The sequence below is a fragment of the Faunimonas pinastri genome, assembly GCF_900110915.1.
In the GTDB taxonomy this organism is placed as follows: Bacteria; Pseudomonadota; Alphaproteobacteria; order Rhizobiales; family Afifellaceae; genus Faunimonas; species Faunimonas pinastri.
This window is the reverse complement of record NZ_FOFG01000001.1, coordinates 673,203-690,220: the sequence shown is the minus strand read 5'-3', so window position 1 is coordinate 690,220 and position 17,018 is coordinate 673,203. Positions and strand designations below refer to the sequence as shown.

Sequence of the window (17,018 nt, the reverse complement as noted above, 5' to 3'; positions counted from 1 at the left end):
ATAGTTGCGGCGGCCATGTGCGTCATAAAAGGCCATGGGAAGGCTCCTTCTGTCGGTTTGAGAATGTGATGCGTTCACCGGGACGGAGGCGAATGGCGATGAGCCCGAGCACGAGACACAGCGCCGCCATCAGCCACCAAGCCGGCGAGAGGTCGGAAAGGCTCCGGCGCAGAAAACCCGCGATGAGCGGCAACGCGGCAGCGAGGATGTAGCCGCCGCCCTGAACGAAACCGGCGATGGCGCCCGCATCGCTCGCGGTTTCCCCATGATCCATGGCGACGATCAGCGAGAGCGGAAAGAGCGCGCCGATGCCGAGCCCCGCCAGGACTGCCGATGGCCATGCGAGGGAAAGCGGGGCGATGGCTAGCCCGAGCAGGCCCACGAACAGCGCAGCGATGGCGGCGAACAATGCCGGGCGGCGATCGGCGGAACGGCCGACCCAGAAGGATACCGCGATCCCTGCGATCACCTCTGCCATTGTGACGACGCCGAGCATCACGCCGGCGGCTTGCGCCGACGACCCAAGTTGCGTGTAGAAAGGCGGCAGCCAGGCCAGAACCAGCGTATAGGCACCCGTCCCAAGCCCGAAGAAAGCCAGCAGCAACCATGCGCGGGGTTCGCGCGAGACGGAACGGCGTTGCGCAGCGTCGGGAACTATATCGGCGGCGTTCGTCGCCCCCCACCACACGATGCTTCCGATGAGAGCGGGAAGCGCCCAGATGCCGAGTGCCAGGGGCCAGCCGAAGGCTTGCGCGATCCACGGGCTGGCCGTGCCGGACAGGAGCGCCCCGCCCATGATCGCGGTCGAATAGACGCCCATCAGGCCAGCCGCACGCGCACCCGCCTGATGCCGGATCACGATCGGAAGCAAGGCCTGCACGATCGCGACGCCGATGCCGCCCATGATCGCGGTCATGAGCAGCCAGTTGGCCGTCGGCAATTGCCAGCGCAGCACGTTGCTCAAGAGGATCATGACAACGCCCAGAGCAACCCCGCGCCGCTCCCCAAGCAAAGTTTTCAGTCTTGTCGTCCCAAGGAGGCCGACGCCCATCAAGGCGACGGGAAGCGTGGTCAACAGGCTCGCGCCAATATCGGAAAGCCCCACGTCTTGTTGAATGGCGTCAAGCAGCGGGCCGATCGCCGCCATCGTGGGGCGCAGGTTGATGCCGACGAGCAGGACGGCCGCCACGAAAAGATAACGGCCTGATAGTCTGGACATGGTGCGCTCCTTCCGCCGGCTTGCCGTGCGGCGGCGTTGCAGTTATGTCTTTACGTAGAGATAGTATGTCTTGACGTCAAGATAGGTGCGAGAGATGGATAGAGCGAGGCAGGCCGCCGAACAATGGGCGCGAGAACGACCGGACCTCGATACGGAGCCAATGGTGCTGCTGGGGCGATTGGCCGAGGCCGCGCTTGTCATCGCGCGCGATCGCCTCAATCCGGCATTTGCGGAATTCGGTCTCCAGCCGGGAGAGTTCGACGTGCTGGCCACGTTGCGGCGGAGCGGTGCACCGCACGCGCTGACGCCCACCGATCTCTACGAAGCGGCGATGATCTCATCGGGCAGCATGACGAACCGGATCGACCGGTTGGAAAAAGCCGCCCTGGTCACGCGCCAGCCGAATCCCGGCGACAAACGAGGCACCCTTGTCGCGCTCACGGACGAGGGACTTACCCTGATCGACCGTGCCGTCGAAGCGCACGTCGCCAACCAGCAAGCCATCGTTCGCGGCCTGGATAAAGAGGACCGGGATCAGCTCTCGATATTGCTGGGAAAACTGCTGGCTTTCCAAAAGAACTAGCCACCCCGTCGGCCGAGCCCAAGCGCGCTCGCGAACTGTCGGACTACGGTTCCGCCGTTATCCCATCAGGCCCGCTGAGAATGCTGCGAGGCGAAGCGGGGGGATCGGTCCAATCGAGCCGGGAAGCGATGCTTCGGCAGGTCCTGGATTGGAAGAGCGATGTGGCATCGGGCGTGGTTCACGATCTCCTGGGCTCGAGAGCTGCACTGTGCCGCTTACGGTCTCTCGATCTGCGGCGGGGCGGTACGGCATCGGTTTCGTCGCCGGCTCCGCCCCAGCGCGGGCGACCTTGCTCTCCTGAAGAGTGGCGATCATGTTGCGCGAATATTCCAGCATGAAAGGTGCAAAGCGGTCTGGCAAAGTCCACCAGACCCGGCCGTTTGTAGAATGCCGGATCGCGCTTGATAGATTGAGCCAATTAGCGCCGGAACCCATACCGTACGGCGTTAGAGGGCTATAGCGTAGATATAGTGCCCATCATGGTCCGGCGGGGCTCGCCAAATACCGCCCATTCTACGCTGTGGCGCGATATTCAGCGCGATGGGTACTCATTCACCGCCGATTGCCGCATGGATGTCCACGTCCAACGCGGATTTCGCATGCGACGTCGGCCTGTCAGTTCTGGCAGAAGCCGACCAATGGTCAGTCGCCCAAATCAGCAAAGTGCGCCGCTTGGCGCACAATTTCTGAAATTTACGACAGCCCTGGACCGTGTGAAGTCCGACTGCCCTCCCGAGCTTTCGAGTGAAGTCGGACCACTCGCTGGCCAGTAAGGAGGCCCAGGATCGGCCCGAACGCGAACATCCCGAACAGCCACCGCGCGGCGCTTGCCGTGCCGGCGACGCCTCCGGGATCGGTGAGGCCGGCGACATTCGCCACCATTCCAGCCAGAGCCGCACCGAGTGCGGTGGCGAACAACTGCACGGTCGTAATCGAGGCGGAAGCCAAATCCTGTTCGCCATCGGGCGCAACCTGAAACACACGGGTCAGCAGATGCGGCCATGCCAACCCCACGCCCAATCCTATGGCGACGAGCGCAAGGCAGATCGGCGCGAGCGCAAGGCAGATCGGCGCGAGCGCAAGGCAGATCGGCGCGAGCGCCAGCCAAGCTCCGCCGCTTTCGGTTGGCATCAGAACGGTAAGCGCCGCCATGCCGGATAATCCGAGCATCGGGCCGGCGAGGATCGCACGGTCGATGCCTTTGCCGCTCGCCCCTGCACTGACGATCGATCCCAGCGTCCAGCCTGCCGCCATGAGCGCGGCGATGTAGCCGGCGGCGAGCGGGGATTGATGGTGGAGCACTTGCAGGAACAGCGGCCCGAATATCTCGCCACTGGTCACCGCAACCGCGAGCAGCGACATCGTCGCATAGATTGCTCCGAGCGCCGTTGTGATCCGGAAAGCACCGGTCGGAAGCAGCCTTTGGCGGGCGCGGCTCTCCACGCCGATCAGTAGGGCCATCAAGATCGCGGCGGCGGCGAGGCCAGCGATATTCCGGGCAAGGACGAGCGAAACGCTACCGGCCGACACGGCGAGGACGGCCGCAGTCAAGAGGAAGAGCTGTATGAGCGGAAGTGGTACACGTTCAGCCCTATCCGTGTCACGTTTCGGCAGCACGGCCGCAGCCAACACCGCGAATAGCGCCGTGATCGGAATAAGCGACCAGAAGGCCGCCCGCCACATATCGAATTCAGCGAAGATGCCACCGATCGCCGGACCGATCAGCGTCGCCACCCCCCACATGCCGGAAACCAGCGCCATCGCACGCGGCCATAGGGTTTCATCGAAAACCAACCGGATCATGGCATAGGAGAGCGCGAACAGGAAACCACCGCCGAGGCCCTGGACAAGACGGCCGGTGAGCATGACGGGCATGGACGGGGCAAGCCCGCAGACGAGCGTGCCGCCCGCGAACACCAGCGCAGCGATCATGTAGGCGCCGCGCGGCCCCATGCCGATGAGCAATCTGGCCGACAGCGCCGAACCGAGAATCGAGGCCGCGACGAACAGCGTGGTGTTCCAGGCGTAGTAATCGATGCCGCCAATGTCCTTGACGCCCGACGGCAAAATTGTGGTGGCGATATAGACGTTGATGGCGTGGAGGACGACGCCCCCGGCGAGCGCGAGCGAACGCACACCATTTTCGCCGGACAGCAGCGCCGCCCAGCCAATCTTTGCGGGCGGACTGTCGAGATTATCCATGTCAGCTCCATTTTCGAGGTCTCACGCGCGATCACGAATGAGAGCTTGCGAGGACAAGCCGACATTCTCTATAGAACCTCATGTATAGATGAGGTCAAGAGGGGGTTTTTGGAATTGCCGATCGATGTGCGCGTGCCTCTTTCGGTCGGAGAAGTCGCCCGCCGATCCGGCGTCACGATCGCCACCGTTCACTTCTACGAGGCGAAGGGGCTGATCCAGGGGTGGCGGAGCGAAGGCAATCAACGCCGCTATGCTCGCGATGTTCTCCGCCGGGTCGCTATCATCAGGATCGCACAGCGCGCCGGTATCCCTTTGGCGACCATCAAGGCGGCGCTCGACGAACTTCCATCCGGGCGGGTGCTGACGGCGAAGGATTGGAAACACCTCTCCACGATCTGGAGGGATATGTTGACCGATCGGATTCGCGGCCTCACCCAGCTTCGCGATCAGCTCGACGGGTGTATCGGCTGCGGGTGCCTCTCCATGGACGACTGCCCGCTCAGAAACCCAGGCGATCGTTTACGCCAATTCGGGGACGGTGCCGTTCTGCTCGAAAAAGACACAATGCCCCAGAGTTAGCTGCCGTACTGCTCTTCACCCGACCTGGACGTTGGGGAATGCCTGAGGTGCTGTTCGGTTGAGGCACATCAGCGCTGGGACCATCCCGTACGGCGTTAGAGTGCCATAGGGTAGACGTAGTGCTCATCATCATCGGTCGCCGCCCGCCATCCCCGTCGCTTCTACGCTGTGATGCGATATTCCGCGTGGTGGGTGCGCGACCCCCGCTGGTTACCGCTTTGACACGGTCGGCGGAACCAAGCGCCATCCGCCCGCTGCCTTGGGGGATCGCATCCAGACTCCCTGCGATGGAAAGCGTCGGCATGGCGAGCGCGGCGATCGCTGGGTGACGTCCAACGCGCCGATCCACCGGCGACAAGGGCGAGCGCGGCTCCATCCGCCGTCGCCGCTGTGCCGTGCCGGACCTGATGGGTGCGCAGCCCCGGGGTTCGGGCACCTCCCAGCATTCCCGCCGCTGCCACGCTGTCGCGCTGATTTGCCGGGTCCCGCAACTTTGTCGAGGATCGCACCGGTCATCGCCCGAAGTGTTGCCGGCCTGGCGACAGACGTTGCAGGTTCGCGCCGACGTGATCGCCGGGTTCGCCCTCAGGGCTTACCATCAGATCGCTTCCGTCTGTAGGCCGTGTTCGACCATCGGCGTCTCGGGAATGCGCGCGTAGATCGTTCGCTTTGCGATGCCTGAGGTCCACACGAGTGCGGCGGCGTCTCGCGCTTGCAGCCCGTTTCAAGAAAGGTGGACGGCGACGCGTCGTTATCCGCTCCGTCAGCTTCGAGGCCGCATCCGCAACCTTTTCCGTGTGACGTCCGGCCTTCCGTGGCCGGGCTGCCTCCTTTTGCGGATCTCTATCCTGCTGGCCGGCCGCCAAGCCCCACCGCATCGCCGGCTCCGAGGCGAAGGCGTCCGCCCCCTGCCCCTGCCCCTGCCCCTGCCTTTGCCCGAACGACCGGGGGTGCCGAGAGCGCGTCTCCGAGCATCCTCTATTTCAGGGAAACCCGGAAACGGCCGAGGGCTAAAGCGAAGAGAGCGGCGCCGATCGCAAGCAGCGCGACGAGTTGCGGCCACACGACGTCCAATCCAGCTCCGCGATAAAGGATCGCCTGTGCCAGCATCACGAAATGGGTGTTGGGCGCGGCGAGCATGATGTTCTGGATAATCTCGGGCATGCTTTCCCGCGGCGTCATCCCTCCCGAAAGAACCTGCAGCGGCAGCAGCACCAGCATGAGCAGGAGTCCGAACTGCGGCATGGAGCCCGCAAGCGTCGCCAGGAAGATTCCGAGCGAGGTCGTGGCGAAAAGCTGGAGCGCGGTGCCGAGCAGGAATAGCGCGATCGATCCCTCGACCGGGACATGGAGAACGCCCTGCACCACGACGATTATGGCGAAGGCGGAGGCAGCGAAGACAACCAGGCCCATGGACCAGATCTTGCCGCACATGATCTCGAAGGGCGTAACCGGCATCACCAGAAGATGCTCGATCGTTCCGTGCTCGCGCTCGCGGATCAGGGCCGTTCCCGTCAGGATGATGGCAAGCATGGTGACGCTGTTGATGACATTCATCACCGCCCCGAACCAGGAGTTCTTGAGCTCGGGATTGAACCGCGCCCGGAGGGCCAGATCCACCGCGGGCGTCGCCGAGCCTCGGTAATGCTGGACGAACTCCGTCACTTCGGCGGTGACGATGCTTTGAATATAGCCGCTCCCCGTGAACGCCTGCGACATACGCGTGGCATCGACGTTCAGCTGTATCGAGGGAACGCGGCCGGCAAGCACATCCCGCTGGAAGTTGCTGGGAATATCGAGCGCGAAGGTATCGAAGCCCGCATCCATCCGGCGGTCCATCTCGGAGGCGGTGATAAGTTCCGGACGGGAGAAATAGGGCTCGCTGAAGGCGCTGGCGATGCGGGCAGACAGCGGCGACTGGTCTTCGTCCACGATGGCGACGGGCGCGTGGCTCAGCGTCTCCGGCATTGCGGTGGCCGCCGTGTAGATCGACAGAGTAAAGGCATAGACGATCAGCACCAGCAGCATCGGGTCTCGAACGAGACCACGCAGTTCCTTGATGCCGAGCTGCAGGATGTTGGAGATCTGCATCGCTCAGCTCGCCTGCTTCTTGAGAAGGAACGCGCTGGCGAGGAGCAGGATCGGACCTGCCAGCAGCAGCGGGATGAAGGCGGATGTCAGGGCGCCGAAATCCAGTCCCTTGGAGAAGGTGCCGCGCGCGATCGTGATGAAATAGGTCGCCGGATAGATCTTGCCGATGAAGGCGCCGGCGCCCTGCAGCGACGAAACCGGATCGATCATTCCGGAATACTGCACGGCAGGTAACAGCGTCAGGATTGCCGTACCGAAGATCGCGGCTATCTGGCTGCTCATGAAGGTCGAGATCAGGAGCCCGAACCCGGTCGCCGCAAAAACATAAAGGAGCGCGGCGACGGCAAAGGCCAGGAAGCTGCCGGTGAAGGGCACCCCGAAGACGAAGATGCCGAAGCCTGTCAGGAGCAGGAAATTCAGCATCGCCAGAGCGACATAGGGAAGCTGCTTGCCGATCAGGAACTCCAGCCTGGTGGCGGGGGTCACGTACAGGTTCACGATCGACCCCAGCTCCTTCTCCCGGACCACGCTCAGCGCCGCCAACATCGACGGGATCATGAGGAGAAGCAGCGGGATCACGGCGGGAACCATCGCGACCAGGCTGGCGATATCCGGGTTGTAGCGGAAGCGCGTCTCCAGATCGAAGTTGCCGGTCACCGCCGCGTCGCCCAGGAGCTGCCGCGCCTTTTGCGTCAGCCAGCTTGCGTGCATGCCCTGCACATAGCCGCGCACGGTCTCCGCCCGCTGCGGCATGGCCCCGTCGATCCAGGCCCCGACCTGAACCTCGTGGCCTCGCGCGATGTCGCGGGCAAATCCCGGCGGGATTTCGATGGCGAGGCTGAGTTCACCGTTTCGCATGCGGCGGTCGAGATCGGCATAGTCAGCGATCGGCGGCCGTTCCTCGAAGTATCGGGAGCCGGCGATATCGAGGATGTATTCCTCGCTGCTTGTCGTCTGGTCGTGGTCGAGAACGGCGAAGGTCAGGTTCTCGACATCCATGTTGATGCCGTAGCCGATGACGAACATCAGCATCACGCTTCCCAGGAGAGCCAGCGTCGCGCGGACCGGATCCCGGCGCAGTTCCAGCGCCTCGCGGCGCGTATAGCTGAACATGCGCCGGAAATCGAAAAATCGCCGGTGTGCGGTTCTCGCCGCGACCGCCGCCGCTCGCGGGAGGGAAGCCGCGGAAGCGGGGGCAACCGGAACAGGCGCGCTCCGGTCGGCCAGACCGATCGCATCCTGGAGATAGCCGATGAAAGCTTCCTCCAGCGAAGAACTGCCTCGTTGCTTCACGATCCCGGCGGGAGTGTCGCTGACGAGGATCTTGCCCGCATTCATCAGCGAGATGCGGTCGCAGCGCTCGGCCTCGTTCATGAAATGGGTCGAGATGAAGATCGTCACCCGGTCCTTGCGGGCGAGATCGACGAGGATCTGCCAGAGGCTGTCCCGGGCCACCGGATCCACGCCGGAAGTCGGCTCGTCGAGAATCAGGATCTCCGGCGCATGCACCATGGCGACGGCCAGCGACAGGCGCTGGCGCACGCCGAGCGGCAGCGCGTCCGGCAGTTCGTCCATGACGCCCGGAAGATCGAACCGCCGCGCCATCTCAGCGACGCGCGCGGGGATCGTGTCCGGCGGCAATTGAAACAGTTTCGCGTGCAGCGTCAGATTTTGCCGCACGGTGAGTTCGGAATAGAGAGAGAAGGCCTGGGACATGTAGCCGACGCGGCGGCGGGTCTGCAGATCGTCGGGATCGACGTCCTTGCCGAACAGGCGCGCAGTGCCTTCGCTGGCCGCCAGCAATCCCGTCAGCATCTTCATGGTCGTGGTCTTGCCGCAGCCATTGGAGCCGAGGAAGCCGAAGATCTCACCCCGCCCGATCCGCAGGTCGACATGATCCACGGCAACGAAGTCGCCGAAGCGCATCGTCAGTCCATCGGCTTGGATGGCGACGTCATCCGTCCCGTCCGCGGTGCGGGGGGGAATGACGACAGGCATGTGGCCCCGGCGCTTTTCCTCCGGCAGCAGCGCGATGAAGGCCGCATCCAGCGATGCGGTGCCCGTCTTGGCCAGAAGCTCGCTCGCATGCCCGGTCGCGAGCACATGGCCACCTTCCATTGCCGCGAGCCAGTCGAAGCGGGCGGCCTCCTCCATGTAGGCCGTCGCGACCAGGACGCTCATGCCGGCGCGGCTGGCGCGGATCTCGTCGATCAGATCCCAGAACTGGCGCCGCGACAGAGGATCGACGCCGGTGGTCGGCTCGTCCAGAATCAGCAGGTCGGGATCGTGAATCAGGGCGCAGCAAAGCCCGAGCTTCTGCTTCATGCCGCCGGACAGCTTGCCGGCCGGACGGTCGGCGAAGCGGCTGAGGCCGGTGCTCTGGAGAAGATCCCGGATGCGCTGCTCGCGCTCTTGCCTGTCCTGGCCGAAGAGCCGGCCGAAGAAGTCGACATTCTCGAAGACCGAAAGCGTCGGATAAAGATTCTTTCCGAGCCCCTGGGGCATGTAGGCGATGCGCGGCCCCACGCGCGTGCGATGGGCTCCCTGCGCGATATCGCCGCCCAGCACCTCGACCGTCCCGTCCTGCACCGCACGGGCACCGGCGATCAGGGACAGGAGCGTAGACTTGCCCACCCCGTCCGGCCCGATCAGGCCGACCATGCAGCCAGCGGGAAGGTCCAGATCGATCCCGTCGAGCGCGCGCGTCTTGCCGTAGGAATGGCTGACATCCTTCAGGCGCACGACCGGGGCCGGCGAGCCGCGCCCCGTACCGTCAGCGGGCGCATCGCTCATTGGGCGAGCTTGCCTTGCAGGTTGGCCGGCCACTCCGCGTCGGGATCGAGGCGGACATAGGCCATGCCCGGCAGCCCGGTCTTCACCTGGCGGATATATTTCTTCAGGAGCTCAGGCGAGATGCGAGCGCGAATGCGGAACATCAGCTTCTGCCGTTCCTCCGCGGTTTCCACCGTCTTCGGCGTGAACTGAGCCACGTCGGCCACGAAGGTCACCTTCGCCGGAAGCACATATTGGGGCGCCGCATCGAGGATCAGGCGCACATCCGAGCCGATCGCCACCTTTCCAGCCTGCTCGGTCGGCAGGAAGAAGGTCATGTAGACGTCGCCGAGATCCACGAGGTTCAGCACGCGCCCTCCCGCAGAGAGGACTTCGCCCGGCTGAGCCACCCGGTACTGCACGCGACCGTCGCGCGGGGCCTTGAGGGCGCTGTCCTCGATGTCGGCCTGGATTCGCTCGATCGTCGCCTTTGCCGCTTCCACGGATGCTTTGGCGTCGATCACCTGGGACTGGGCGGCACTGATGGCGGCGTCACTGGCGGCCAGTTGCGCGTTGGCGGCGCCGACGGCGGCCTTGGCTCCCTGCGCCTTGGCCCGGTCGTCGTCCAGCGTCTGGCGCGACACGTTATCGTTGGCGGCCAGCTTGACGGAACGCCCCAGCCGGCCCTCGGCGGCATCCTGCTCCGCGACGCGCTGGGCCACGACGGCGACCGCCGCCGTCCGCTCGGCCTGACGTTGCGTCACCATGCTGCCGGCGGTCTGTACCGAGATTTCGGCACGCTGGAGCTGCGCTTCGGCTTCGCGATGCTGCGCATCGAGCTGTTGCGTATCCATGCGGGCAAGCACCTGGCCGGCCGTGACGAAGGCTCCTTCGTCCACCTCGATCTTGCTGATACGGCCGGCTGTCCGTGTGGAGATATCGATCTCCGTAGCCTCGATGCGGCCGTTGCCGCTGGCGATGCTCCGGGGCAGTTCGCCCGGCTTGAAGTGCTGCCAGCCATAATAGGCCCCGATGGCGACAAGCAAGGCGACTATCAGTCCAAGCCACCTCTTTTTCAGCCCCGCCATGCACGATCCCTTCAAAAAAAAACAACGGCCAACCGGCCCCGGTGCCTCGGTCATTCGCCGGAATGCGACGATTTCAGGCACCCGAGCCACGACATACATGCGATCCTGCGACCGCACATTGACCTGAGTCAACAGCTGTTGACATTTTCAACCGGAACGGTGGCCAAGGTCTGACGCTTGAGCAACATGGGCACGCATCCAGGAACGAACATGAAGACGCGGGATCACATTCTTCAGGCCGCGACATTGCGGTTTTCCCAGTGCTCCTATGAGGAAATGAAGCTCCGGGACATCGCCGACGATGTCGGGGTCGATGTGGCGCTCGTCCATCGGGCGTTCGGCTCCAAGGAGCGGCTCTTCGCGGAGGTCCTGAAGAGCGTGATGCGGCCGGAGGGATGGCTCGATGGCGATCTTGCCGATCTGATCCCGCACATGGCGCGCCGTGTACTGGCGGATCGCTCGTCTCGATTGGGGACCGTGGACCCGCTTCAGATCGTGGCTCGCTCCATCGCGAGCCCGAAGGCACGGGAGTTGATCCGGGATGCCGTGCTGAATGACTTCATCCGGCCCGTTTCGGCCAAGCTGAGCGAAGCCGATCAACACGACGCGACGCTCTTCACCGCATGCCTCTTCGGCATCAGCCTGATGCAGCATGTGGTCGGCCTCGATCTTTCGAGCGAGGAGACGCGCCCTGCGGACGAGAAGAAAGTGGAGAAAGTGCTTGCCGCATGCCTTGCGGAATGACGCCGCTACAAGCCCGCCCGCACCGGCGCCAAGCGCGCGACAGCTATCTGGCGACTGAGATCCCCGACAATTCTCGCACCGACAGCAGGAGCGCACGCGGGCCGGCGGCCTGCCCCGCTCACGTGAGCAGGCGGCCGACCGCCGGAGGATCGAAGCCCGCCCTGCAAGCACCAACGCTCGCTGACCCGGGGACCGCTGCTTCGGCGAGCGGTTGAGGCTCGCCGCCGCCTCTAGAACAAGCCTTCCACCTCGCCCGCGTCGGTGAGGTGGATGTGCTCGGCGGCGGGATGGCGCGGCAGGCCGGGCATGGTCAGGATGTCGCCGCAGATGGCGACCAGGAAGCCCGCGCCGGCCGCCAGACGGACGGAGCGCACATGCACCACATGATCCGTCGGCGCACCGAGCTTCGACGGGTCTGTGGAGAACGAGTACTGCGTCTTCGCCATGCAGACCGGCAGGTGGCCATAACCATCCTCCTCGAACCGCTGCAATTCGCGCAGCGCCAGCGGCTCGGCCGTGACCCCCGCGCCGTGGTAGATCTTCTCCACCACCGTCTCGATCTTGCCGAGGAGGCTCATCTCGTCGGGATAAAGCGGATGGAAGGTCGCCTCGCCGCTGTCGACGAGTTCCGCGACCTTGCGCGCCAGTTCCAGCGCTCCGGCCGAGCCCTCCGCCCAGTGGCGGCAGAGGATCGCCTCGACGCCCGCCTCCCGCGCGGCGACCTTCACGACCTCGATCTCGGCATCGGTGTCGGTTCCGAAATGGTTGATCGCCACCACCACCGGCACGCCGTATTGAAGACAGTTGGCCACGTGGCGCTTGAGGTTGACGGAGCCACGCCGCACCGCCTCGACATCCTCGCGTCCGAGATCGGACTTGGCGACGCCGCCATTCATCTTCAGCGCCCGCACCGTCGCGACGACGACCGTGGCCGCGGGCCGGAGCCCCGCCTGCCGGCACTTGATGTCGAAGAACTTCTCCGCCCCGAGATCGGCGCCGAAGCCCGCTTCCGTCACGACATAGTCGGCAAGCTTTAGCGCGGCGCGTGTCGCCACCACGGAGTTGCAGCCATGGGCGATGTTGGCGAACGGGCCGCCATGCACGAACGCGGGATTGTTCTCCAGCGTCTGCACGAGGTTCGGCAGCATCGCATCGCGCAGCAGCACGGCCATGGCGCCGTCCACCTTCAGATCGCGGGCGTGCACGGCCGTCCGGTCGAAGCGGTAGCCGATGACGATGCGGCCGAGGCGCTCCTTCAGGTCTTTCATGTCGGCGGCGAGGCAGACGATCGCCATCACTTCCGAGGCGACCGTGATGTCGAAGCCGCTTTCGCGCGGCACCCCGTTGGCCGGCCCGCCGAGCGACTGCACGATGTCCCGGAGCGCGCGGTCGTTCATGTCGACCACGCGGCGCCAGACGATCCGGCGGGGATCGAGCCCCAGCTCGTTGCCCCAGTGGATATGGTTGTCGATCGCCGCCGCCAGCAAATTGTGGGCCGTGGTGATGGCGTGGAAGTCGCCGGTGAAATGGAGGTTGATGTCCTCCATCGGCACCACCTGCGCATGGCCGCCGCCGGCCGCGCCGCCCTTCTGCCCGAAGCAGGGCCCGAGCGAGGGCTCGCGCAGGCAGATGGCCGTCCGCCTGCCCAGCGCCGAAAGACCGTCGCCGAGGCCGACGGTGGTCGTGGTCTTGCCCTCGCCCGCCGGCGTCGGGTTGATCGCCGTCACGAGGATCAGCTTGCCGTCCGGCCGCCCGCCGAGATCGCGCAGGAAACCCGCATCGATCTTCGCCTTGTCCCGGCCATAGGGGATCAGCGCCTCCGGCGGAATGCCCAGCCGGGCCGCCACATCCGCGATCGGACGCTTCACCGCGCCCCGCGCAATCGAGAGGTCGCTCTGCGCTTCAGCCAATCGAAAAACTCCAGTTCGTCAAAAGGATGGGCGCACTAGGCGCCCGGATGGCCGTAGACCCGGCCGGCATAATCCGTCGTCAGCTTACCCTGCCGGAGGTCTTCCGCCACAGCCCCGGGATCGCGATCCGCCGCCGGTCCGTAACCGCCGGCTCCCGCCATCTCGAAGCGAAGCACGTCGCCGCTCATGAAGCGACGTGTGAACTTGGAAGGCAGCGCCTCCTCCTTCTCCGTGCCGGGATTGAGGATCGACACCGCGCCGGCACCGCCGCCGCCGCCGAAGATCCCCCAGGGCTGCGACTTGAAGCGGTCGGATCGGACCTGCACCTGCACGTCGTCGGAGAGGAGCCGGTACTGGCGAACCATGCCCAGCGCGCCGCGATACTGTCCCTCGCCGCCGGTATCGGGCAGGAAGCCGTATTCCTCGATGCGCAGCGGATGCTCCGCCTCGATCAGCTCGACCGGGACATTGGCGAGGTTGCCGATGCAATAAGGCCCGGCGTCCTGCCCGTCGGAATCGGGACCGCCGCCCAGGCCCGTATTGTTGTGGAATTCCAGATGCAGGAAACGGCGGCCGCTGGCGTCGTTGCCGGAGGCCGCGATCGCGAATTCCGAACCGCCGGCGCAGGCCGGCATCCGGCCGGGCAGGAGCAACGCCAGCGCGCCGAGCACGATGGAGCGGAGGCGGAAACCGACCTGCCCGCGCGAACCGACGGCGGCCGGGAACTTCACGTCCACGAATGTGCCGTGGCGGGTCTTCACATGGATCGCGCGGTAAAGGCCGGCATTGTTGGGAATGGCGGCTCCCAAGACCGTGCGGATCGCGGCATAGGCGCAGGAGACGGTGAAGGCGCGGTTGCAGTGCACCGCGCCGCCTTTGTCGTCGTCGGTCTCGCTGAAATCCGCCTCGATCTCGTCGCCCTTCTTGGTGAGCTTGAGATGGATGCGGATCGGGCCGTTGCCCACGCCGTCGTCGTCGTTCCATTCGACGAACTCGACCACGCCGTCCGGCAGCGCCGCGAGATCGGCGCGGGTGAGCGCCTCCGCATAGTCGATGAGATCGGCGAGATACGCCTTGAGCTCGGCCGGCTCCCAGCTCGCGGCGAGCTTCGTGACCTCGATCGCGGCCTGATCGAGCGCGGCCAGCTGGGCGCGCACGTCGCCGACGACGCGGTCGGGAACGCGGGTGTTGAACTCGATGATGCGCATCAGCGTATCGTTGAGCCGACCCTTCTCGACGATCTTCACCGGCGGGATCCGCAGGCCTTCCTCGAAGACCTCCATGCTGTCGGCGGCATTGCCGCCCGGCACCCGGCCGCCGAGATCGCTGTGGTGCAGGATTAGGCTGACGAATGCGATACGCTCGCCGTTGCGGTAGACCGGCTTGAACGTGAAGATGTCGTTGAGATGGCTGCAGCCGGAATAAGGATCGTTGCTGGCCAGCACGTCGCCCTCATGGATGTCGTCGCCGAAATGCTCCAGGCAGGCTGCCAGCGCCGGCATCACCACGCCGAGATGGACAGGCACGGCCAGGCCCTGAGCCACGAGTTGTCCCTCCCCGTCGCAGATCGCGGCGGAGAAATCCATGCTGTTCTTGACGTTCGAGGTACGCGCCGTGCGCGTCACCATCACGAGCGCGTTGTCGGCGGTCGTCACGAGCGCGTTCTTCAGGAGTTCGCGACGGATCGGATCGATCGTGATCATTGCACCTTCTCCCGGGCCACACGGCCGATAATGACGTTGTTCCAGCTGTCGATCGCGGCCTGCCAGCCAGGCAGCACCACGACGGTCGTGTCGTATTCCTCCACGATCAGCGGGCCGGCGAGCGGCTCCGCCGTCAGCGCGCGGCGCGGCAGGACCGGCGTATCGATCCAGCCCGCCTCGCCAAAGAAAGCCTGCCGCCGGTAAGGTTCGGGGCTCTTTTCCGCGCCCCGTTCCACGCGGTCGGGCATGCGCGGCTGCTCGGGCACGCCTTGCGCGACCAGCTTCAGCGAGACGAACTGGATCGCCTCCCTCGGCGAGGAATAGCCGAAGACGTTCTGGTGCTCGGCGTGGAAGCGGGCCGCCAGCGTCGCCAGCACGTCGCCCTCGGCCGGGATCTCCAGCGTCAGCGGCGCCGTCTGGCCGACATAACGGATATCCGCGAAGAGCGTCATGCGACGGCGGCCGTCCTCGGCGAAGCCTTCCGAACGCAGCATCTCCAGCCCGCGCTCGCGCAGCGGCGCGGCGGCGCGGTCGAGCATGTCGAGATCGACATCCTCGTAGCGGCGGTAGAAGGCGCCGACCAGCTGGTGCTCGACATCGGCGAAGAGCATGCCGAGGGCGCTGAAGAGACCCGCGACGGGCGGTACGACGATGTGCGTCATGCCCGCTGCCTCGGCGAGCGAGCAGGCATGCACCGGGCCGTTGCCGCCGATGGCCAGCATCGCATATTGCGAGGGATCGCGCCCCTTCTCCGAGGAGACGCCGCGCAGCGCCCTGAGCATCGTGGCATCGGCGATGGCGTGGATGCCGTACGCGGTATCGGTGGCCGAAAGCCCTACCCTTTCGCCAAGCGCGGCGATGGCGGCGCGGGCGCCGTCGAGATCGACCTCAAGCTCGCCGCTGACCAGGGCTTTGGGATTGAGATAGCCAAGGACGAGGTTGGCGTCCGTCACGGTCGGCTGCTCGCCGCCCCGGCGATAGGCGACCGGTCCCGGCTCGGCGCCGGCGCTGCGCGGCCCGACCAGCAGGCCGCCGGCGACGTCGCTGGCTGCGATGCTGCCGCCACCCGCGCCGACTTCCGCGATATCGATCGTCGGCACCTGCACGGGATAACCCGCGCCCTTGATCATGCGCGTGCCGAGCGCCGCGCCGCCGCCGACTTCCGTCTCCGGGCAGAGCGCGTAGGCGTTGTTCTCGATGACGGTCGCCTTGGCCGTCGTGCCACCCATGTCGAACACCAGCATGTCGGGAATGCCGATCTTGCTGCCGAGCCGCTGGCCACCGAGCACACCGGCGGCGGGACCGCTTTCGATGATGTCGATCGGCTGTCGCGCGACGACGTCGCCCGGCGAGATGCCGCCGCTCGACTGCATGATCATCAGCGGGGCCTTGATGCCGAGCCGGTCCAGCCGCGCCTTCAGGGAGGAGACGTAGCGCTCCACGACCGGGCGGATGTAGGAGTTCACCACCGTCGTGCTGGTGCGCTCGTATTCGCCGAGCTGCGGCAGCAGGTCCACGGACGCGGTGACGGGAACGCCCGGCAGCCGGTCGGCGAGGAAAGCGGCCGCGCGGCGCTCGTGCTCGGCATTGACGTAGGAGTTGATGAAGGTAACCGACAGCGCCTCCACGCCCTCGTGCCGGAAGGTCTCGGCGGCGCGGGCCAGATCCGCCTCGTCGAGCGGCTTAAGCACCGAGCCGTCGGAGGCGATGCGCTCGTCGACTTCCAGGCGCAGCCGGCGCTCCACCAGCGGGTCCGGCTTCTTGTAGGTGAGGTCGTAGAGGCGAGGCGTGCGGAAGCGGCCGATCTCCAGAACGTCGCGGAAGCCCCGCGTCGTCAGCAACCCGGCCTTTGCGCCCTTGCGCTCGATGATCGTGTTGGTCGCCACCGTCGTGGCGTGCACGAATTCGCCGATCTCGGCCGCGTCGACGCCGACTTCCGCGAACAGGGCCGCCACGCCCGTCTCGATGCCCTGGCTGTAGTCCTTCGGCGTGGAAAGGACCTTCTTGCTGAAGATCGTGCCGTCGTCGCGCATCAGGACCACGTCAGTGAACGTGCCCCCGATATCGACCCCGAGGCGATAGGATGATGCTGTCATTGTGTGTCCTGTGAACGAGGGCGGCGAGTTG

The 17,018-nt window shown here is 65.6% G+C and carries 11 protein-coding genes; 3 read left to right on the top strand and 8 right to left on the bottom strand.

Annotated features, from left to right (window positions below; genetic code table 11):
• Positions 1–22: 22 nt before the first annotated feature.
• Complete coding sequence (locus BMY25_RS03190) at positions 23–1,189, bottom strand: MFS transporter (protein WP_238858123.1); 1,167 nt, start codon at positions 1,187–1,189, stop codon at positions 23–25.
• 124 nt (positions 1,190–1,313) lie between these two features.
• Here BMY25_RS03190 and BMY25_RS03185 point away from each other — a divergent pair, with 124 nt between their 5' ends.
• Complete coding sequence (locus tag BMY25_RS03185; protein ID WP_092495098.1) at positions 1,314–1,802, top strand: MarR family winged helix-turn-helix transcriptional regulator; 489 nt, start codon at positions 1,314–1,316, stop codon at positions 1,800–1,802.
• Positions 1,803–2,495: 693 nt separating this feature from the next.
• On the opposite strand, the gene BMY25_RS03175 is transcribed toward BMY25_RS03185, so the two are convergent.
• The gene (locus BMY25_RS03175; protein ID WP_092495097.1) at positions 2,496–4,004 is read right to left on the bottom strand and encodes an MFS transporter; all 1,509 of its coding nucleotides are present in this window, start codon (positions 4,002–4,004) and stop codon (positions 2,496–2,498) included.
• Between the two features lie 108 nt (positions 4,005–4,112).
• Between BMY25_RS03175 and soxR the strand changes: the two genes are divergently transcribed.
• A complete protein-coding gene (gene soxR, locus BMY25_RS03170) occupies positions 4,113–4,583 on the top strand; it encodes a redox-sensitive transcriptional activator SoxR (protein WP_092495096.1) in 471 nt (156 codons plus the stop codon).
• A gap of 978 nt (positions 4,584–5,561) precedes the next feature.
• Here the strand turns inward: soxR and BMY25_RS03165 are convergent.
• From BMY25_RS03165 to BMY25_RS03155, 3 genes are read right to left on the bottom strand one after another with little or no spacing between them, the layout of a single operon-like run.
• Entirely contained in the window at positions 5,562–6,674 is a 1,113-nt protein-coding gene (locus BMY25_RS03165) for an ABC transporter permease (protein WP_092495095.1), read from the bottom strand.
• Between the two features lie 3 nt (positions 6,675–6,677).
• Complete coding sequence (rbbA, locus tag BMY25_RS03160; RefSeq protein ID WP_092495094.1) at positions 6,678–9,467, bottom strand: ribosome-associated ATPase/putative transporter RbbA; 2,790 nt, start codon at positions 9,465–9,467, stop codon at positions 6,678–6,680.
• Positions 9,464–10,534, bottom strand: coding sequence for an HlyD family secretion protein (locus BMY25_RS03155; RefSeq protein ID WP_092495093.1), 1,071 nt, complete (start codon positions 10,532–10,534; stop codon positions 9,464–9,466). Before BMY25_RS03155 ends, rbbA begins: the two co-directional genes overlap by 4 nt.
• A gap of 210 nt (positions 10,535–10,744) precedes the next feature.
• Between BMY25_RS03155 and BMY25_RS03150 the strand changes: the two genes are divergently transcribed.
• Entirely contained in the window at positions 10,745–11,278 is a 534-nt protein-coding gene (locus BMY25_RS03150; RefSeq protein WP_177176675.1) for a TetR/AcrR family transcriptional regulator, read from the top strand.
• A gap of 230 nt (positions 11,279–11,508) precedes the next feature.
• Here BMY25_RS03150 and BMY25_RS03145 read toward each other — a convergent pair whose 3' ends face one another.
• Genes BMY25_RS03145 through BMY25_RS03135 form a run of 3 tightly spaced genes read right to left on the bottom strand, consistent with a single transcriptional unit; the run spans position 11,509 to position 16,987 of the window.
• Entirely contained in the window at positions 11,509–13,188 is a 1,680-nt protein-coding gene (locus BMY25_RS03145; RefSeq protein ID WP_092495091.1) for a formate--tetrahydrofolate ligase, read from the bottom strand.
• 35 nt (positions 13,189–13,223) lie between these two features.
• Positions 13,224–14,891 (bottom strand): hydantoinase B/oxoprolinase family protein, encoded by a 1,668-nt coding sequence (locus BMY25_RS03140; RefSeq protein WP_092495090.1) that lies wholly within the window; start codon positions 14,889–14,891, stop codon positions 13,224–13,226.
• Positions 14,888–16,987 carry a hydantoinase/oxoprolinase family protein gene (locus BMY25_RS03135; protein WP_092495089.1) on the bottom strand — a complete coding sequence of 700 codons (2,100 nt, stop codon included), beginning with the start codon at positions 16,985–16,987 and terminating at the stop codon, positions 14,888–14,890. The genes BMY25_RS03140 and BMY25_RS03135 overlap by 4 nt, the downstream gene beginning before the upstream one ends.
• Positions 16,988–17,018: the final 31 nt, after the last annotated feature.

Bases quoted from the DNA above. Each gene is read 5' to 3' on its own strand.
- rbbA (WP_092495094.1), bottom strand. From the start codon at position 9,467: ATGAGCGATGCGCCCGCTGACGGTACGGGGCGCGGCTCGCCGGCCCCG.
- BMY25_RS03140 (WP_092495090.1), bottom strand. From the start codon at position 14,891: ATGATCACGATCGATCCGATCCGTCGCGAACTCCTGAAGAACGCGCTC.
- BMY25_RS03175 (WP_092495097.1), bottom strand. From the start codon at position 4,004: ATGGATAATCTCGACAGTCCGCCCGCAAAGATTGGCTGGGCGGCGCTG.
- BMY25_RS03155 (WP_092495093.1), bottom strand. From the start codon at position 10,534: ATGGCGGGGCTGAAAAAGAGGTGGCTTGGACTGATAGTCGCCTTGCTT.
- BMY25_RS03150 (WP_177176675.1), top strand. From the start codon at position 10,745: ATGAAGACGCGGGATCACATTCTTCAGGCCGCGACATTGCGGTTTTCC.
- BMY25_RS03165 (WP_092495095.1), bottom strand. From the start codon at position 6,674: ATGCAGATCTCCAACATCCTGCAGCTCGGCATCAAGGAACTGCGTGGT.
- BMY25_RS03185 (WP_092495098.1), top strand. From the start codon at position 1,314: ATGGATAGAGCGAGGCAGGCCGCCGAACAATGGGCGCGAGAACGACCG.
- BMY25_RS03135 (WP_092495089.1), bottom strand. From the start codon at position 16,987: ATGACAGCATCATCCTATCGCCTCGGGGTCGATATCGGGGGCACGTTC.